Here is an 18,571-nt window from a genome sequence, read left to right on the forward strand (position 1 = left end):
GTGGAGGGGCGGGTGAAACCGTGCCGCAAGCCGTCACACCATCCGAGGGGCGCTCATGGAAGCCGTGATCCTGATTCTGGGGCTGCTCGTCGTCGCCTTCATGGCCCTGGGCGTCTACGCGACCGTCAAGGTCGTCGGCGCCGCCAAGCGCGGCGTGGACCGCACGATCACGCAGGCCCGCCGCACGGTGGAGGACACCACGCTGCGGGCCAAGAGCTACGGGCAGCTGGGCGTCGGCGGCGAACTGGCGCAGCTCCGCCTCTCGCTGCGCACCTCGATGCGGGCCACTCAGGAGGCGCTGCAGTCGGGCGCGGTCGAGGACGCCTCGCTCTCGGAGTCGCTGGGCCTGTTCCAGCGCCTCGGGGTGCACGGCCGCGAGCTGGACGAGGACCTGAAGCGGCTGGAGCGCGAGCCCGACAAGGCGACGGTCACCTCGCTGCTGCCGGACCTGAAGAAGCGCACCGAGCGGATCACGCGCGCCGCGGAGTCCCTGCGGTGGGCCGCCAGGGACCGGGCCCGGCAGTTCGCCGACGACGACCTGGAGGCGCTGAACGTGCAGATCGACGTGGAGGCCGGGGCGCTGCGGCACTGGACGACGGAGGAGCCGGCCGCGGAGGCTCGGGCGGCGGCTCCGGAGTCTCCGGCGGCCCGCGGTCAGGAGCGGTCCGGGACGGACCCGGCGGGCAGTGAGGGGGCCCCGCAGGCCATCACGGCCCCGGACCCCCGGCTGGGGACGGGATATCCGTGGCAGAAGGCGGCACGGCCGGAGACCACGAACTGATCTTGTTGGTTGTGGTTGTGGTTGTGGTCGTGGCCAGGGTCGGCGGTTGTGGTCGTGGCCACGGTTGGCAGGAGCGGGTGGCGGCGGCCGGCAGCAGGTGAACGAGGATGGCGGGATGCGGCCCGAAGCGACCGGAACTGATCATTCGGTCGGGGTCGGACTGCCGAGCCCCCTCCCCGGCAGGTAACCTCCCGCTCATGTCCCGCCATGTCGCGATCGTCACCGATTCCACGGCCTACCTGCCGCCCCAGGCGATGGAACGGCATGGCATCACCGCAGTGCCGCTGACCGTCGTTCTCGGCGACCAGGCGCTGGAGGAGGGCACCGAGATCTCGGCCCGCTCCCTCGCCCTGGCCCTGCAGAAGCGCCGTTCCGTGACGACTTCACGGCCCAGTCCCGAGGTCTTCGCCGCCGCCTACCGCGCGGCTGCCGACGCGGGGGCGAGCGCCATCGTCTCGCTGCACCTGTCGGCGGAGTTCTCCGGCACGTACGACGCCGCTCTTCTCGCGGCGAAGGACGCCCCGGTGCCGGTGCGCGTGGTGGACACCGGCATGGTCGCCATGGCCCTCGGATTCTGTGCCCTGGCCGCGGCGGAGGCGGCCGAGGCGGGCGGCAGCCAGGACGACGCGGTGGCCGCCGCCGAGAAGAGGGCGGCGGGTACGTCGGCCTACTTCTACGTCGACACCCTGGACTATCTGCGCCGTGGCGGCCGGATCGGCGCCGCGCAGGCCCTGCTCGGTTCGGCCCTCGCAGTGAAGCCGCTCCTGCAGTTGGACGGCGGCCGGATCGAACTGCTGGAGAAGGTACGGACGGCCTCGAAGGCCATCGCCCGGCTGGAGGAGATCGTCGCGGAGCGGGCGGGCAGCGGACCGGTGGACATCGCGGTGCATCACCTCGCGGCCCCGGAGCGGGCCGAGCGCCTCGCCGAGCGGCTGCGTGAGCGGATTCCGGGCCTGGCCGACCTGCATGTCAGCGAGGTGGGCGCGGTGATCGGCGCGCACACCGGTCCTGGGCTGCTGGGAGCGGTGATTTCGCCTCGCTGACGTCACTCTCCGGAGTGGCGTGGTTATACACAACGGGCCGGTTTTCCACCGGAATTGGGTGTGCTCAGCGGCGATCCCGCGGATGCGCCTAGCGTCACGTGGCATGGCTTCCCGATCACACCGTGCAACCAGTCGTGCAACCAGTTCTGCAACCCGTTCTTCAGGCAGGCGTGCAAGCAGTCGTGCCGACCGTGGCGTAGGCGTAGGCGTAGGCGTGGGACGCGTCGGGCGTGTTACCGGCCTCAGTCGTTTCGCCGGCGCCGGAAGCGGAGGGTCCGGGCCGGGCCGTATCCGGGGAGGGGCCGGGACCGGGCCGGGCCGCCGGCGGGCGCGGGGGCGTACCGCCGCGGCTGCGGCCTCGCGCAGCCGCGCGGACGCGCTGATGGCGGGCGGTTACGGGGGGCGGGTCGCGCGGCCGGTGCTGGGGGTGGGCGTGGATACCGCGCCGGCGGGGCGCCCGTCGTCGCCCGCGCGGCCGGCCCCGGACCTGCCGTCTGCCGTGACAGCGCCTCATGTGCCGGCGCCGATCCGCGCGGGGGCGGCCTCCTTCTCTGCGGCGGCGACCGCCTCTCGCCCTGCGACGACGGTCCCGCCGCCGTCCGGGCCGCCGCCCCCGCACGGCACTTCACCCCCGGGCTCTGCGCCGGGCTCTGCGCCGGGCTCTGCGCCGGGCTCTGCGCCGGGCTCTGCGCCGGGCCCTGCCCCGGGCTCTGCGCCGGGCCCTGCCCCGGGCTCTGCGCCGGGCCCTGCCCCGGGCTCTGCCCCGGGACCTTCGCCGGGTCCGTCGGCGCGGCCTTCGCCGGGTCCGGTAGCCGGGGACCGGTGGGGGCGGGCCGTTCCCGCGCTGCGGGAGCGGCTCCCGGTGTGGCTCCAGCTCAGGTGCGGCCTGGAGCCGAGGACGCTGGCCGCGCTCAGCGTCGTTCTGGTCGCGGCAGCGGTGTTCGCGGCGATGCACTTCTGGTCCGCGCGCCCCGGTTCCGTACCCGCTCCGGAGCGGGTGGGCGAGGCCGTGCGCATGCCTGTGGCGGAGACGGACGCGAACGGTGACGCGCACGCGGATACGGGCGGCGGGGCCGGGACGCCGGAGCCCTCGCCGGGCACGCCACCCGCCGCCGGGCCGGGTGGGCAGGTCGTGGTGGACGTGAGCGGGAAGGTGAGGCGGCCCGGGATCCATCGACTGCCGTCCGGTGCCAGGGTCGCCGACGCGCTGCGCGTGGCGGGAGGGGCCCGGCCGGGCGTGAGCCTCGACAGCCTCAACCGGGCCCGCGTCCTCATCGACGGGGAACAGATCATCGTTGGTGCCCCGCCGGGCCCGGCTGCCTCAGGCGGTACGGCAGGAGCTGTCGGCGGTCCCGCGGCGGCGGCCGGGCCGGGCGGGGCGGCCGGCCCGGTGGGCCTCAACACCGCGACGGTGGAACAGCTCGACACCCTGCCCGGCGTCGGCCCCGTCCTTGCCCAGCACATCGTCGACTACCGCACCCGGCACGGCGGATTCCGGTCCGTCGACGAGCTCCGCGAGGTCAACGGCATCGGTGACCGCAGGTTCGCCGACCTACGCCCACTGGTGCGTCCGTGAGCGCCCAGGACGTCCACACGGCGGCGGGCAGCCGGCTGGGGGCCTCCGACCCCCGGCAGGAGGGTCCCGTCGATCTGCGGCTGGTTCCGCCGGCCCTGGCGGCCTGGGCCGGTGCCGCGACGGCTCTGGATGTTCCCGGCCGCTGGGCGACCGTGGGAGTGGGGCTCTGCCTCGGCGCGGCCATGATCCTCCTCTCCCTGCCCTGCTTACGGCCCTTCCGCACGGCACACCCGTCAGCAACGGGCCATGGGGGGAACGGCGCGGGGAGCCGATGGCGGCCGGCCACCAGGCTGCACACCACGGCCGCCGCGGCGGCGCTGCTGTGCGCGGCGGCCGGGGCGGCCTCAGCAGGGCTGCACAGGGCCGATGCGCGGCAGGGGCCCGTGCCCGGGCTGGCCGCGCAGTTCGCCGGCATCGACGCGGAGATCATCCTGACCTCCGACGCCCGCCGCACGGCACCCCGGGTCCGTGGCGACCACAGCACTCCTGTTTCCCTGCTCCTGGACGCCGAGATCGTCCGGCTGGCGAGGCCCGGCGGGACGGCCGTCAGGCTGCGTACGCCGGTCCTGGTCATCGTCACGCCCGGGACCGCGGCGGCGCAGTGGCAGCGACTGCTTCCGTCCACCCGGCTGCGCGTCAGCGGCAGGCTGGCACCGCCGCTGCGCGGCGGGGAGCGCGCCACCGCCGTGCTGCGCGCCGGGGGAAAGGGCCTGCCCCGCGTCATCGGCCCGCCCACCCGGCTCCAGCGCACCGCGGGCGGGCTGCGCGCCGGACTGCGCACGGCGACGGACGGCCTCGGCCCCGATGCGCGGGCGCTTCTGCCCGGGCTGGTGGTCGGCGACACCACGCGGGTCACGCCCGAACTGTACGAGGCCTTCCGGGCGACCGACCTCACGCATCTCATGGCGGTGTCGGGGGCCAACCTGGCGATCCTGCTCGTGCTGCTCATCGGGCCGCCCGGGCGTGCCCTGCGCGCCGAACGCCGCGGTCTGGCGCCCGTGCTGGGGATCTCCCTGCGCGGCACCGCTCTGCTCGGCGGCGGACTCACCCTCGGCTTCGTGCTCGTCTGCCGGCCGGAGCCGAGCGTGCTGCGGGCCGCCGCCTGCGGTCTGATCACGCTGCTGGCCATCGGCACCGGGCGGCGCAGAGCACTGATTCCGGCACTGGCCGCCGCCGTCCTGCTGCTGGTGCTCTACGACCCGTGGCTGGCGCGCAGTTACGGCTTCGTGCTGTCGGCGCTGGCCACGGGATCCCTTCTCACCCTGGCTCCGCGGTGGAGCGAAGCGCTGCAACGGCGCCGGGTGCCGCCGCGGTTGGCGGAGGCGCTGGCGGCCGCTGCCGCGGCGCAGGCGGTGTGCTCGCCCGTCGTGGTGCTGCTCGCCTCGCGCGTGAGTCTGGTGGGCATCCCGTGCAATCTGCTGGCCGAGTTCGCGGTGGCGCCCGCCACGGTGCTCGGGTTCGCCGTGCTGGCCCTGGCCCCGGTGGCCATGCCGGTGGCCGAGCTGCTCGCCCGGGTGGCGGGATGGCCGGCGGCGTGGATCGCGGCCGTGGCCCGTACCGGGGCCGGGCTCCCCGGGGCGGAGGCCGACTGGCCCGACGGCCGCTCGGGGGCGCTGTTGCTGGCGGCGCTGACGGTGCTGCTGGTGCTGTTCGCCCGGCGCGTCGGACGCCGCCCCTGGATCTGTTCGGCCGCCGCGCTGCTGCTCGTTCTCGCGGTGCTCCGGCCGGTGCCGCTGACCCGGGTGCTGACGGGATGGCCGCCGCCGGGCTGGGCGTTCGCGATGTGCGATGTAGGCCAGGGAGACGCCCTGGTGCTCGCGGCGGGCCCCGGGACAGGCGTGGTCGTCGACGCCGGACCCGATCCCCGGCTGGTCGACCGGTGCCTGCGCGACCTGGACGTCACCCGCGTCCCGCTGCTGTTGCTCACCCACTTCCACGCCGACCACGTGCGCGGCCTGACCGGGGTACTGCGGGGCAGAGCGGTGGGGGCGATCCAGACGACGAGCCTGGACGAACCCCCGGAACAAGCCGCGTTCGTCAGGAGAACCGCCGCTGCGGCCGGCATCCCGCTGGTGCGCACCGCCCCCGGTGAGCGGCGCAGGACCGGCGCGCTGGCCTGGCAGGTGCTGTGGCCGCCCGGCGGCGCGACGACCGCGACGGGTCCGGCCGCCGGCCCCGTACCCCAGGAGCCGAACGACGCGAGCGTCACCCTGCTCGTACGGACCGGCGGGCTCACGCTGTTACTCCTCGGCGACCTCGAACCCCCGGCTCAGCAGGGGCTGTTGCGCAGCCATCCGGCGCTGCCGCGGGTGGATGTCCTCAAGGTCGCCCATCACGGTTCCGCGCATCAGGACGCGGCCCTGGTGCGCAGCACGCGTCCGAGGGTCGCGCTGGTGAGCGTGGGGCGGGACAACCCGTACGGGCATCCTGCCGCGCGGACGGTCGAGGCGCTCCGCTCCGGGGGAGCGGTGGTGCTCCGTACGGACCGGGACGGCGCGATCGCGGTGACCGGCGCCGGGGCGGGGCTGCGGGCGGTGGGCCGGTCATGACACCGCGCCTGCGCCGGCGGCCGCGGTGTCCGCGAGGCCGGGGAGTGCCCGCACCCTCTCGTCCGGACCACGGCCGGACGAGAGGCCCTGGATGTATTGATCACGGGCACAGGACGCGGAGCCGTCCGCCGGGACAGACTGCCCTCATGGACCCACAACTGCCGCAGACCACCGACGCCTACCTGGAGCGCATCGGCGCCGCCCGGCCGGCCCGCCCCGACGCGGCGGCGCTGCGCGAGCTGCAACTGCGCCACCTCACCACCGTGCCGTTCGAGAACCTCTCGATCCACCTCGGCGAGGACATCGTGCTGGAGGAGAAGCTGCTCCTCGACAAGATCGTGGCGGACCGCCGGGGCGGGTTCTGCTACGAACTCAACGGCGCCTTCGCGGTGTTGCTGCGGGCCCTCGGCTTCCGCGTCACGCTGCTCCAGGCGCGCGTCCACGGTGGGTCGGGGCGGCTCGGCATCCCGTACGACCACATGGCGCTGCGGGTGGAGACGGACGACGGCACGGGGCCGTGGCTCGCCGATGTCGGCTTCGGTGACCATGCCGAGGGACCGCTCGCACTCGGCGACCGCTCGGACCAGCGGGACCCGCGCGGCACCTTCCGGATCGCGCAGGCTCCTGCCGAGGGCGGCGTCGACGGGACGCCCTGCGCGTACGGGGACCTCGATCTGCTGCGGGACGGTACGCCCGAGTTCCGTCTGGACCTGCGGCCCCGGGCACTCGCCGACTTCCGGGCCGGGGCCTGGTACCACCGGACCTCACCCGAATCCGGCTTCACCCGGTCGCCGGTCTGCTCGCGCTTCACCGCCACCGGGCGGATCACGCTCAAGGGCCACAAGCTCCTTACGACGGTGGGGACGGAGCGCCACGAGACGCCGCTGGGGAGCGACGAGGAGGTTCTCGCCGCCTACCGCGAGCACTTCGGAGTGCGCCTCGACCGGCTTCCTCCCGAGGGAGGGGTGGGTGTTTCTGCGTCGAATGGGTGACACACACAAACGGAATTATCAATTCGGACCTTCGGTAACACCTCCACCCAAGCCCTGGCGAGCCGCTCTGTTTGCCTCGAACACCCCAAGGGTGATCGAATGCATGCTCGTCGGCGGGCCGCTGTTCCGACAACGACGTCCAGTCCTTCGGCCCGAGGTGAAACCGCCCCCGGGAGTGCGTGGAGATGTTCGGCCGTTGGCTCGGAAACAAGGGAGCGACGGGTGCCGTACGCGGCAACGCCCTCGCCGGACTTGCCGTACCGGACTCCGCGGGTGTCCTCAGCTGCCGGGTGCTCGACCCGGTCAACGAGGCGGTGCAGCAGGCCGAGTTCGTCGTCACGGACGCCGCGGGACGCAAGGTCGTCGGCGGGGAGACGGACCCCTTCGGCAATGTCCTCGCCACGGTGCCGGCGGGGGAGTACCGGCTGGCTGTCACGGCGGAGGGGTTCACCCCGTTCCACGGTTCGGCCGCGGTCACCGAGGGTGCCCACGCGGGCCTGGGCGATGTCACCCTGCAGGTCTCCGCTCCTCCGCAACTGCCCGCCCCGGGCGAGTGGGAGATCGAGCCGATGCACTCGCAGATCGGTTTCACGGCCCGGCACATCGGCATGGCCCGCATCCACGGCCGGTTCAACACCTTCGCCGGTGCGGTCCGGATCGCGGACCGCATGGAGGACTCGGCCATGCACGTGATCATCGATGCCGCGTCGATCGACACGAACGTCCAGATGCGTGACGACCACCTGCGTTCGGGCGACTTCCTCGACGTCGGCCGCTATCCGACGCTGGAGTTCTACAGCGAGCGCTTCGTCCACCGGGGCGGCACCCGCTGGGGTGTCAGCGGTGCGCTCACCCTGCACGGAGTGAGCCGTACGGTGACGCTGGACACCCAGTACCTCGGCCTCGGCAACGGCCTGGAGGGCGAGACCCGCGCAGCCTGCCGCGCCACCACCGAGCTGCACCGTGAGGACTTCACCCTCACCTGGCAGACGATGCTGGCCCGTGGCATCGCCGCGGTCGGCTCCAGCATCTCGATCGACATGGACATCCAGATCGTTCCGAAGAGCTGACGGGCCGGCGCGGGGCGCCCCTTACGGGGCCTCCAGCCAGCCCTCGTACTCCGCGGCGAACGCATCGAGCGCCGCGGAGTCCAGGCGCCGGTCAGGGTCCTCCACGACCAGCAGCCACTGGGCGTCCTCGGCGTCGTCCTCGCCGGCCAGCGCGTCGCGTACGAGCTGCGGCTCCTCCGCTACCCCGAACCGGTCGGCCAGCTCTCCGGCCGCCTCGTCCGCGGCGTCGCGGTCGGGCAGCACCAGTACATGTCTCACATCGCTCACCCGCCCATTCTCCGGTACGTGCCGGAGTGCCCCGGTCGCAGCCGGGCTGTCAGTGGCCCGTGGGATGCTGGACGGCGATGGCCACCAGAAGGAATTCCACCGACGACCCGCTCGCTCCCCTCACGCTCGCCGTGGGGCAGGAGGACCTGCTCCTGGACCGCGCCGTGCAGCAGGTGGTGGCGGCGGCCCGCGCCTCCGACGCCGACACGGATGTCCGGGACCTCGCTTCCGACCAGCTCCAGCCGGGCACACTCGCCGAGCTGACGAGCCCTTCGCTCTTCGCCGAGCGCAAGGTGGTGATCGTGCGCAACGCGCAGGATCTCTCCGCCGACACGATCAAGGACGTCAAGAAGTATCTCGACGACCCGGTCGAGGAGATCACCCTCATGCTGCTCCACGCGGGCGGCGCCAAGGGCAAGGGACTGCTCGACGCGGCGCGCAAGGCCGGGGCGCGGGAGGTCGCGTGTCCGAAGACCACCAAGCCGGCCGAGCGCCTCTCCTTCGTGCGGGGCGAGTTCCGGACGCTGGGCCGCTCCGCCACCCCCGAGGCGTGCCAGGCGCTGGTCGACTCCATCGGCAGCGATCTGCGGGAGCTGGCCAGCGCGGTGTCGCAGCTCGTCGCGGACGTCGAGGGCACGATCGACGAGGCCGTAGTCGGGCGCTACTACACGGGGCGTGCGGAGGCGTCGAGCTTCACGGTCGCCGACCGGGCGGTCGAGGGGCGGGCGGCGGAGGCCCTGGAGGCGCTGCGCTGGTCCCTGTCGACGGGGGTCGCTCCCGTCCTGATCACCAGCGCGCTCGCGCAGGGCGTACGGGCGATCGGCAAGCTCTCGTCGGCGCGGGGCGGCCGTCCGGCCGATCTGGCCCGGGAGCTGGGCATGCCGCCCTGGAAGATCGACCGGGTGCGTCAGCAGATGCGGGGCTGGACGCCGGACGGAGTGGCGGTGGCGCTCCGGGCGGTCGCGGACGCGGACGCGGGGGTCAAGGGCGGCGGGGACGACCCGGAGTACGCGCTGGAGAAGGCCGTGGTCGCGGTGGCGCGGGCCGCGCGGGCGGGGCGGTAGGCGCCCCGGCGGGGGGTGGACGCGGTCGGGCCCGGCCGTGAAGCCCGAGCCTGACGCAGTGCCCGCACTGTTCCGGCCGGACATGACGAAGGCCCCCGCTGCTTCCCTGGGGAGGGGAGCAGCGGGGGCCTTCGACGTGCGCTTGGTGCGCCGCACCCGCGTGGCGAACGCAGGTTCGGTGTGCGGCGCGGGGTGCCGGTCAGGAGCGGGAGAGAGGGCCCGCTGGATCCGTACCGGCGATCACATCAGAATGCTCAGCCCTGGAGGGTGGCAACCTTGGTGGCCAGCGCCGACTTCTTGTTGGCGGCGGCGTTCTTGTGGATGACACCCTTCGAGACAGCCTTGTCGAGGGCGCGCGAAGCGTCGCGAACGGCCACGGTGGCCTTCTCGACGTCGCCCGCCACGACGGCCTCGCGGGCCTTGCGGATCGAGGTCTTGAGCGACGACTTGACGGCCTTGTTGCGCAGGCGCGCCTTCTCGTTCGTCTTGTTCCGCTTGATCTGGGACTTGATGTTCGCCACGAAAGAGCCTTTTCAGGTTCGTTGGATCTTCGATGTGTGTCCTTGCGGCCCGAGAGCCACGAGGCACAGCTGTCCACGGTACCAGCCGCACTCCGACCGGCCCAAACCGGTCTTCGCGCCGCAGGCGTGGGACGATGGAGGCTACGTACAGATCCGACCGACCCGACATCGACCCGAGACACGGCGTTCGGCGTCTCAAGAATCAGGACCCTGCGTGCCCGCGACTCCTCTCCACGTGCCCGAGCCGAGCCGTACCGACCCGGCGCTGATCCGCAATTTCTGCATCATCGCGCACATCGACCACGGCAAGTCGACCCTTGCCGACCGGATGCTCCAGCTGACCGGTGTGGTCGACCAGCGGCAGATGCGCGCTCAGTACCTCGACCGGATGGACATCGAGCGCGAGCGTGGCATCACCATCAAGTCCCAGGCGGTGCGACTGCCCTGGGCGCCCACGACCGGTGAGGGCCAGGGCAGCACCCATGTCCTCAACATGATCGACACCCCGGGACACGTCGACTTCACCTACGAGGTCTCCCGGTCGCTGGCCGCCTGTGAGGGGACGGTCCTGCTGGTCGACGCCGCGCAGGGCATCGAGGCCCAGACGCTGGCCAACCTCTACCTGGCGATGGAGAACGACCTCACCATCGTCCCGGTGCTCAACAAGATCGACCTGCCGGCCGCCCAGCCCGAGAAGTTCTCCGAGGAGCTGGCCAACCTCATCGGCTGCCAGCCCGAGGACGTCCTCAAGGTCTCCGCGAAGACCGGTGTCGGCGTGGACGCGCTGCTCGACCGGGTGGTCCGGGACGTCCCGGCGCCCGTCGGCAAGGCGGACGCACCCGCCCGCGCGATGATCTTCGACTCCGTCTACGACGCGTACCGCGGTGTCGTCACGTACGTCCGAGTCGTCGACGGCCAGCTGAACAAGCGCGAGCGCATCCGGATGATGTCGACCGGAGCCACCCACGAGCTGCTGGAGATCGGTGTCTCCTCCCCGGAGATGACCCCGTCCGACGGCATCGGTGTCGGCGAGGTCGGCTACATCATCACCGGGGTGAAGGACGTCCGGCAGTCCAAGGTCGGTGACACGATCACCTCCCTGAACAAGGGCGCGACCGAGGCGCTGGGCGGCTACAAGGACCCCAAGCCGATGGTCTTCTCGGGTCTGTACCCGCTGGACGGGTCGGACTACCCGGACCTGCGCGAGGCCCTGGACAAGCTCCAGCTCAACGACGCCGCCCTGGTGTACGAGCCGGAGACCTCCGCCGCGCTCGGCTTCGGTTTCCGCGTCGGCTTCCTCGGCCTGCTCCACCTCGACGTGGTCCGCGAGCGGCTGGAGCGCGAGTTCGGCCTCGAGCTCATCGCCACCGCGCCCAACGTGGTCTACCGCGTCGAGATGGAGGACGGCAGCGAGCACACCGTCACCAACCCGAGTGAATTCCCCGAAGGCAAGATCGACAAGGTGCACGAGCCGGTCGTCCGGGCCACGGTCCTGGCGCCCAGCGAGTTCATCGGCGCGATCATGGAGCTCTGCCAGCAGCGCCGCGGCACGCTTCTCGGCATGGACTACCTCTCCGAGGACCGGGTCGAGATCCGCTACACCCTGCCGCTCGCCGAGATCGTCTTCGACTTCTTCGACCAGCTGAAGTCCAAGACACGCGGTTACGCCTCGCTCGACTACGAGCCCACCGGCGAGCAGTCCGCCGAACTCGTCAAGGTCGACATCCTGCTGCACGGCGACAAGGTCGACGCGTTCTCCGCGGTCACGCACAAGGACAAGGCCTACGCGTACGGCGTACGACTCGTCGCCAAGCTGCAGAAGCTCATCCCGCGGCAGAACTTCGAGGTGCCGATCCAGGCGGCCATCGGCTCCCGGGTCATCGCCCGTGAGACCGTCCGCGCCATCCGCAAGGACGTCCTCGCCAAGTGCTACGGCGGTGACATCTCCCGTAAGCGGAAGCTGCTGGAGAAGCAGAAGGAAGGCAAGAAGCGGATGAAGATGGTCGGCAACGTGGAGGTGCCGCAGGACGCGTTCATCTCCGTGCTGTCGACCGACGAGTCCGCCGGGGAGACCAAGGCCAAGAAGTAGCACGCAGAGAAGGAGTGAGGAGCGGCGGCACGCAGCCCCGCCCCGCACTTCTACTGGCCGGTAGACGAACGGGTCCCCGCATCGCAGAACGCTGCGCCGCGGGGGCCCGTTCGTTATGAAGCGGGGTCCCGTTGCCTCTTACGCCGGGCGCGCGGGCGCTTTACTCTGATCACGGCTTCGTAGTTACTCGCCAGTTAAACAAGCACCGTCAAGCACGCAGAAGCAAGCGGAGAGCACACCCCAACCAGCAGCCCGTCGTGAAGCACTGCCGCAGGCCCGGAGGATGTCGTGAGCGACACACAGACCATGATCGAGAACCGTCCGCCCTCCGTGGCGACCCTCTTCATCGACCGGGTGGCGGCCACCCCGGACGGGGAGGCCTACCGCTATCCCGTCCCCGCGGCCACCGGCCAGGGTCCCGACGAGTGGAAGTCCCTCAGCTGGGCGCAGGCAGCCGAGCGGGTCTACGCCGTGGCGGCCGGGCTGATCGCCCTGGGCGTGCAGCCGGAGGAGCGCGTGGCGCTCGCCGCGAGCACCCGGGTCGAATGGATCCTGGCCGACCTGGGGGTGATGTGCGCAGGCGCCGCGACCACCACGATCTACCCCTCGACGAACACCGAGGAGTCGGCGTTCATCCTGTCCGACTCCGACAGCCGGGTCCTGATCGCCGAGGACGCCGCACAACTGGCCAAGGCCCGCGCGTCCCGGTCCGGACTGCCGCACCTCGCGCACGTCGTCGTCATCGACACCGAGGGCCTCGTACCGGACGAGGGCGACCCCGAGGGCTGGGTGCTCTCGCTGGCCGACCTGGAGGCCCTGGGCGCCGAGCACCTGGCCAAGCACCCGGCCGCGATCACCGAGCGGGTCGAAGCGATCACCCCCGGGCAGCTCGCGACCCTCATCTACACCTCGGGCACCACCGGCCGTCCCAAGGGTGTGAGACTGCCGCACGACAACTGGTCGTACATGGCCAAGGCCACCGTCTCCACCGGCCTGATCACCAAGGACGACGTCCAGTACCTCTGGCTGCCGCTCGCCCACGTCTTCGGCAAGGTGCTCACCTCCGGACAGATCGAGGTCGGACACGTCACCGCCGTCGACGGCCGGGTAGACAAGATCATCGAGAACCTGCCGATCGTCCAGCCGACGTACATGGCCGCCGTCCCCCGGATCTTCGAGAAGGTCTACAACGGCGTCGCGGCCAAGGCCCGCGCCGGTGGCGGGGCCAAGTACAAGATCTTCCTCTGGGCGGCCGGGGTCGCCCGCGAGTACGCGAAGGTCTCCCAGGACAACTTCCGGCGCACCGGCACCGCCTCCGTGCCCTTCGGGCTCGGCGCCAAGCACAAGGTCGCCGACACCCTCGTCTTCGCCAAGATCCGCGAGGCGTTCGGCGGCCGGCTCCGCGCCTGCGTCTCCGGCTCCGCCGCGCTCGCCCCCGAGATCGGCTTCTTCTTCGCCGGTGCCGGCATCCACATCCTGGAGGGCTACGGCCTCACCGAGTCGAGCGCCGCCTCCTTCGTCAACCCGGGCGAGGCCTACCGCACGGGTACGGTCGGCAAGCCGCTCCCCGGCACCGAGGTCCGCATCGCCGACGACGGCGAGATCCTCCTGCGCGGCCCCGGCCTGATGGAGGGCTACCAGGGACTCCCGGACAAGACGGCCGAGGTGCTGGAGGCCGACGGCTGGTTCCACACCGGCGACATCGGTGAGCTGTCCGTGGACGGCTATCTGCGGATCACCGACCGCAAGAAGGACCTGATCAAGACGTCCGGCGGCAAGTACATCGCACCGGCCGAGGTCGAGGGCCAGTTCAAGGCGGTCTGCCCGTTCGTCTCCAACATCCTGGTGCACGGCGCGGACCGTAACTTCTGCACCGCGCTCATCGCCCTCGACGAGCCGACCATCCTCGGCTGGGCCGCCGACAACGGCATGGAGGGCAAGTCGTACGCGGACGTCGTGGCGTCCCCGAGGACCGTCGAGCTCATCGACGGCTACGTCAGGCGCCTCAACGAGGGCCTGCAGCGCTGGCAGACCATCAAGAAGTTCCGGCTGCTCCCGCGTGACCTCGACATCGAGCACGGCGAGGTCACGCCCAGCCTCAAGCTGAAGCGGCCGGTCGTCGAGCGCGCGTACAAGGACCTGATCGACGACATGTACGCGGGCTCCCGCGAGGCGTGACAGCCGCCTGACACCCCGGCCCCCCGCGCACCACGCAGGGGGCCGGGCCCTGTTTCTCCGGGCACTTCGGTAACTCGACGCGTATGCGGGGGGTCGATCTGTCACTCTGTCCGTGTCGTCAGCGGCGCTGGGCCGGTCGGTCCAAGAGGGTTCGTCCCAACGGAGAACAGGCAGAGCGAGAACAGGTCAGGAGCCGCCCTGTGGGGTCCATTCCCTTGCAGCGGGACATCGTGCAACGTCCCGGAACCAACGGCGCGTCCACGGGCGCACAGCCCGCCGCCCGGACGAGCCTGCCCGGCAACCTGCTGGCGCCCGCCGCGGGCCGGCGGTTCGTCGCGGCGGCACTCGCCGAGTGGAGCGGGCTCGGGCTCCCCGCGGCCGTCGGATTCAGCGAGCGGCTGGCCGACGACGCGGCGGTCGTCGTCAGCGAACTCGTCACCAACGCCGTCGTGCACGCCGGGACCAACGTCGAACTCCTCTTCCGGCTGGAGGAGGCCACCGAGGACGAGGCCGCCGCGCTGGTCCTGGAGATCTCGGACCACCACCCGGCCCGTGCCGTACGCAGCGACGGCTCCGAGGGCGGCTTCGCGGGCGCGGCCGGACCCGGCGAGCCGGCCGAGTACGGGCGTGGCCTGGAACTCGTCGCCACCCTCGCCGAACGCTGGGGCATCACCTACCGCACCGGCCTCAAGACCGTCTGGGCCCGGCTCCCCGTCGACGACTGGAACCCGTTCCCCGACGCCCGCCCGGAGCCCGGATTCCAGGAGGGGCTGCGCGCTGCCGAACTGCTCGCCCCCACCGCACGCCGCGCCCTGCGCGACGACGCCGACTGGGCGGGCCGCGGCGCACTGTCGTTCCTCGCCGAGGCCTCCGACCTGCTGGCCGGTCAGCTGGACGAGGACATCGTGGCCGCGCTCGCCGGACAGTTACTCGTGCCCCGGCTCGCCGACTGGTGCGCGATCTGGCTGGAGCCCGAAACCCCGGGCCGCGCGGCCGTCCCCCGCCTCGCCAAGGTCTGGCACGTCGACGAGACCCGCATCCAGCCGCTGCGCACCCTGCTGGAGGGCGACCCGCTCCGCCTCCCCGAGCGGGTCGGCACCGGACCCGTGTCGATCCCGTGGCCCGGCAGCGCGGAGGACGGCGGGCAGCCGGACGGGCTCGAAGGCGTCGCGCTCGCCTACCGGATCACCTCGGGCGGCCGCACCCTCGGAGCCGTACTCCTCGGCCGCGAGGGCATCGCCCGCGTCCCCGACGAGGTCACCGCCCTGATCGAGGACTTCGTACGCAGGGTCGGCCTCGCCGTCGGCGCGGCCCGCGCCTACACCCGGCAGGCCACCATCAGCCGCATCCTCCAGCGCGGACTGCTGCCCAGCAAGGTCGCCGACATACCGGGCGTCGTCAGCTCCCTCGTCTACGAGCCCAGCGACGACGGGGTGGTCGGGGGTGACTTCTACGACATCTTCCCGTGCCCCAACGATCGCTGGTGCTTCGTCCTCGGCGACGTCCAGGGCAGCGGCCCCGAGGCCGCCGTCGTCACCGGGCTCGCCCGCCCCTGGCTGCGGCTGCTGGCCCGGGAGGGGTTCCAGGCCGACGAGGTCCTGGTCCGCCTCAACCGGCTGCTCCTCGACGACGCGATGGAGGCCGCCGAGGCGGCCGCGCTCATGGTCGCCGCCGCCGGCGGCCAGCACTCGGCGGACAGCGGACAGTCCCGGTTCCTCTCCCTGCTGTACGGGGAGCTCGTCCCGCTGCCCGGCGGCGGCGCCCGCTGCACCCTGGTCAGCGCCGGGCACCCGCTGCCGCTGCTGCTGCGCCCCGACGGCACGGTGCGGCCGGCCGCCGAACCGCAACTGCTCCTCGGCGTCATGGACGACGCCGTCTACGAGACCCAGAGCTTCGACCTGGCGCCCGGCGACAGCCTGCTCTGCGTCACCGACGGGGTGACGGAGCGGCGCTCGGGGCCGCTGATGTTCGACGACGAGGACGGGCTGGCACAGGCGCTCTCCGGGTGCGCCGGGCTGAGTGCCGAAGGGATCGCGGACCGCATCAAGCACGCCGTGCACGCCTTCGCGGAGCGCCCGCCGGACGACGACCTGGCGCTGCTGGTCCTCCAGGCCGAGTAGGCACGCACGCGTGTGGCGTCCGGCTGCCGGGCGGCGCGCGACAATGGACGGTATGCCTTCCGTACTGCCCGATGGTGAGCCCGTGCCCGACGACGGGGCGCTGCCCCGCCATGCCCTGGAAGGCGCCGCAGAACGCCCGCTCGGCTTCTACCTCCACGTGCCGTACTGCGCGACCCGCTGCGGCTACTGCGACTTCAACACCTACACCGCGACCGAGCTGCGCGGCTCCGGCGGTGCGCTGGCCTCCCGCGACAACTACGCCTCGCACCTCATCGGCGAGGTCCGCCAGGCCCGCAAGGTCCTCGGCGACGACCCGCGCCAGGTCCGCACGGTCTTCGTCGGAGGCGGCACGCCGACGCTGCTGGCCGCCGCCGACCTGGTCCGGATGCTGGCCGCGATCCGGGAGGAGTTCGGCCTCGCGGACGACGCCGAGATCACCACCGAGGCCAACCCGGAGTCGGTCGGCCCGGACTACCTGGCCGAGCTGCGCGAGGGCGGCTTCAACCGGATCTCCTTCGGGATGCAGAGCGCCCGGCAGCACGTTCTGAAGATCCTCGACCGCACCCACACCCCCGGCCGGCCCGAGGCGTGTGTCGCCGAGGCGAGGGCGGCCGGCTTCGAGCACGTCAACCTCGACCTGATCTACGGCACCCCGGGCGAGTCCGACGACGACTGGCGCGCCTCCCTCGACGCGGCGATCGGCGCCGGGCCCGACCATGTGTCGGCGTACGCCCTGATCGTCGAGGAGGGCACCCAGCTGGCCCGCCGGATCAAGCGCGGCGAGATCCCGATGACGGACGACGACGCGCACGCCGACCGGTACCTCATCGCGGACGAGGCGATGGCCGCGGCCGGCTTCTCCTGGTACGAGGTGTCGAACTGGGCCCGGACACCGGAGGGACGCTGCCTGCACAACGAGCTGTACTGGCGCGGAGCCGACTGGTGGGGTGCAGGGCCCGGCGCGCACAGTCACGTCGGTGGCGTGCGCTGGTGGAACGTGAAGCACCCGGGGGCGTACGCGCAGGCGCTGGCCGAGGGGCGCTCGCCCGGCGCGGGCCGCGAGATCCTCTCCGCGGAGGACCGGCGCGTCGAGCGCATCCTGCTGGAGCTGCGCCTCGTCGACGGCTGCCCGCTGTCGCTGCTCGCCCCGGCGGGGCTTGCGGCGGCGGGGCGAGCGGTGTCGGACGGGCTGCTGGAGCGGGGGCCGTACGGGGAGGGGCGGGCGGTGCTGACCCTGCGGGGGCGGTTGTTGGCGGATGCGGTGGTGCGGGACCTGGTGGACTGAGGGGGGAGGGGGTGCGGGGCCGCGTGTCGCGTGGCGGGGTGGCGCCTGCGGCGGGCCTGTTCCCCTCCCCGCCCCTTCCCGTAACCGGGGCTCCGCCCCGGACCCCGCTCCTCAAACGCCGGAGGGGCTGGAGAGGCTCGGAGGGGCTGGAGAGGGTCGGAGGGGCTGGAGGACCCGGGCCACGTTCCTCAGGTGGTGGCGGGGGCCGTCACGAAGTCGATCAGTTCCTCCACCCGGCCCAGCAGCTCCGGCTCCAGGTCCCGGTAGGAGCGGACCGTGGACAGGATCCGCTGCCAGGCCGCCCCCGTGTTCTCCGGCCATCCCAGCGACCGGCACACGCCCGTCTTCCAGTCCTGGCCGCGCGGCACCACCGGCCAGCCGGGGATCCCGACGGACGACGGCTTCACGGCCTCCCACACGTCGATGTACGGGTGGCCGACCACCAGTACGTTCCCGTCCGAGATCTGTGCCGCGATCCGGGACTCCTTGGAACCCGGTACGAGATGGTCGACCAGCACCCCGAGCCGCGCGTCCGGGCCCGGTGAGAACTCGCGCACGATCGCGGGCAGGTCGTCGATGCCCTCCAGGTACTCCACGACCACGCCCTCGATGCGCAGGTCGTCGCCCCAGACCCGCTCCACCAGCTCGGCGTCGTGCCGGCCCTCCACGTAGATGCGTCCGGCCCGCGCCACCCGGGCCCGCGCGCCGGGTACGGCCACCGAGCCGGAGGCCGTACGGGCGGGCCGGGCCGGGCCGCCCGCCGAAGGGCGCACCAGCGTGACGACCCGGCCCTCCAGCAGGAAGCCGCGTGGTGTCATCGGGAAGACCCGGTGCTTGCCGAAGCGGTCCTCCAGGGTCACCGTCGGGCCCTCGGCCGTCTTCTCGCACCGGATCACCGCACCGCAGAAGCCCGTGACGGCCTCCTCGACGACCAGATCCGGATCGGCGGGCACCTCGGGAGCGGGGGCGGACTTCTTCCACGGCGGGGTCAGGTCCGGCTGGTAGCTGCGCATCGGACGACGATAAGGCGGGAGCG

General features: G+C 72.5%; 14 protein-coding genes. 11 read left to right on the top strand and 3 right to left on the bottom strand.

The features are described 5' to 3' along the window. Positions 1–55 precede the first annotated feature (55 nt). The 6 genes from OG959_RS26355 (at position 56) to OG959_RS26380 (ending at position 8,011) form a co-directional block, all read left to right on the top strand. Entirely contained in the window at positions 56–781 is a 726-nt protein-coding gene (locus OG959_RS26355) for a hypothetical protein (RefSeq protein ID WP_326662320.1), read from the top strand. A 197-nt stretch (positions 782–978) separates the two neighbouring features. Beyond that, on the top strand, positions 979–1,824 hold the full coding sequence (locus OG959_RS26360) for a DegV family protein (protein WP_326662322.1): 846 nt from the start codon (positions 979–981) through the stop codon (positions 1,822–1,824). 862 nt (positions 1,825–2,686) lie between these two features. Next, positions 2,687–3,400 (top strand): ComEA family DNA-binding protein, encoded by a 714-nt coding sequence (locus OG959_RS26365; RefSeq protein WP_326662324.1) that lies wholly within the window; start codon positions 2,687–2,689, stop codon positions 3,398–3,400. Then, a complete protein-coding gene (locus OG959_RS26370; RefSeq protein ID WP_326662326.1) occupies positions 3,397–5,949 on the top strand; it encodes a ComEC/Rec2 family competence protein in 2,553 nt (850 codons plus the stop codon). The genes OG959_RS26365 and OG959_RS26370 overlap by 4 nt, the downstream gene beginning before the upstream one ends. Positions 5,950–6,095: 146 nt before the next feature. Continuing rightward, positions 6,096–6,941 (top strand): arylamine N-acetyltransferase family protein, encoded by an 846-nt coding sequence (locus tag OG959_RS26375; RefSeq protein ID WP_326662328.1) that lies wholly within the window; start codon positions 6,096–6,098, stop codon positions 6,939–6,941. A 185-nt stretch (positions 6,942–7,126) separates the two neighbouring features. Then, positions 7,127–8,011: a YceI family protein gene (locus tag OG959_RS26380; protein ID WP_326662330.1), complete on the top strand. Its 885-nt coding sequence runs from the start codon at positions 7,127–7,129 to the stop codon at positions 8,009–8,011. A 21-nt stretch (positions 8,012–8,032) separates the two neighbouring features. Here OG959_RS26380 and OG959_RS26385 read toward each other — a convergent pair whose 3' ends face one another. Beyond that, positions 8,033–8,278, bottom strand: a complete 246-nt coding sequence (locus OG959_RS26385) for a hypothetical protein (RefSeq protein WP_326662331.1) — start codon at positions 8,276–8,278, stop codon at positions 8,033–8,035. A 77-nt stretch (positions 8,279–8,355) separates the two neighbouring features. On the opposite strand from OG959_RS26385, the gene holA reads away from it, so the two are divergent. Next, positions 8,356–9,342, top strand: coding sequence for a DNA polymerase III subunit delta (holA, locus tag OG959_RS26390; RefSeq protein ID WP_326662332.1), 987 nt, complete (start codon positions 8,356–8,358; stop codon positions 9,340–9,342). Positions 9,343–9,596: 254 nt separating this feature from the next. Here the strand turns inward: holA and rpsT are convergent, their stop codons facing one another. Then, positions 9,597–9,863 (bottom strand): 30S ribosomal protein S20, encoded by a 267-nt coding sequence (rpsT, locus tag OG959_RS26395; protein WP_136325190.1) that lies wholly within the window; start codon positions 9,861–9,863, stop codon positions 9,597–9,599. A 214-nt stretch (positions 9,864–10,077) separates the two neighbouring features. Here rpsT and lepA point away from each other — a divergent pair, with 214 nt between their 5' ends. The 4 genes from lepA (at position 10,078) to hemW (ending at position 17,535) form a co-directional block, all read left to right on the top strand. Continuing rightward, on the top strand, positions 10,078–11,952 hold the full coding sequence (gene lepA / locus OG959_RS26400; RefSeq protein WP_326662336.1) for a translation elongation factor 4: 1,875 nt from the start codon (positions 10,078–10,080) through the stop codon (positions 11,950–11,952). 288 nt (positions 11,953–12,240) lie between these two features. Then, positions 12,241–14,130, top strand: a complete 1,890-nt coding sequence (locus OG959_RS26405; RefSeq protein WP_326662338.1) for an AMP-dependent synthetase/ligase — start codon at positions 12,241–12,243, stop codon at positions 14,128–14,130. A gap of 215 nt (positions 14,131–14,345) precedes the next feature. Next, positions 14,346–16,250, top strand: coding sequence for a SpoIIE family protein phosphatase (locus tag OG959_RS26410; protein WP_326666620.1), 1,905 nt, complete (start codon positions 14,346–14,348; stop codon positions 16,248–16,250). A gap of 52 nt (positions 16,251–16,302) precedes the next feature. Further along, a complete protein-coding gene (gene hemW, locus OG959_RS26415; protein WP_326662339.1) occupies positions 16,303–17,535 on the top strand; it encodes a radical SAM family heme chaperone HemW in 1,233 nt (410 codons plus the stop codon). A gap of 188 nt (positions 17,536–17,723) precedes the next feature. Here the strand turns inward: hemW and OG959_RS26420 are convergent, their stop codons facing one another. Beyond that, complete coding sequence (locus tag OG959_RS26420; protein ID WP_326662340.1) at positions 17,724–18,548, bottom strand: DUF3097 domain-containing protein; 825 nt, start codon at positions 18,546–18,548, stop codon at positions 17,724–17,726. Positions 18,549–18,571 lie beyond the last annotated feature (23 nt).

This window comes from Streptomyces sp. NBC_00385 (assembly GCF_035917155.1).
Taxonomy (GTDB): Bacteria; Actinomycetota; Actinomycetes; order Streptomycetales; family Streptomycetaceae; genus Streptomyces; species Streptomyces poriferorum.

What these genes read in the sequence shown, in the direction of transcription:
- OG959_RS26360 (WP_326662322.1), top strand. Translation starts at nt 979, where the DNA reads ATGTCCCGCCATGTCGCGATCGTCACCGATTCCACGGCCTACCTGCCG.
- OG959_RS26380 (WP_326662330.1), top strand. Translation starts at nt 7,127, where the DNA reads ATGTTCGGCCGTTGGCTCGGAAACAAGGGAGCGACGGGTGCCGTACGC.
- holA (WP_326662332.1), top strand. Translation starts at nt 8,356, where the DNA reads ATGGCCACCAGAAGGAATTCCACCGACGACCCGCTCGCTCCCCTCACG.
- OG959_RS26375 (WP_326662328.1), top strand. Translation starts at nt 6,096, where the DNA reads ATGGACCCACAACTGCCGCAGACCACCGACGCCTACCTGGAGCGCATC.
- hemW (WP_326662339.1), top strand. Translation starts at nt 16,303, where the DNA reads ATGCCTTCCGTACTGCCCGATGGTGAGCCCGTGCCCGACGACGGGGCG.
- OG959_RS26420 (WP_326662340.1), bottom strand. Translation starts at nt 18,548, where the DNA reads ATGCGCAGCTACCAGCCGGACCTGACCCCGCCGTGGAAGAAGTCCGCC.
- OG959_RS26355 (WP_326662320.1), top strand. Translation starts at nt 56, where the DNA reads ATGGAAGCCGTGATCCTGATTCTGGGGCTGCTCGTCGTCGCCTTCATG.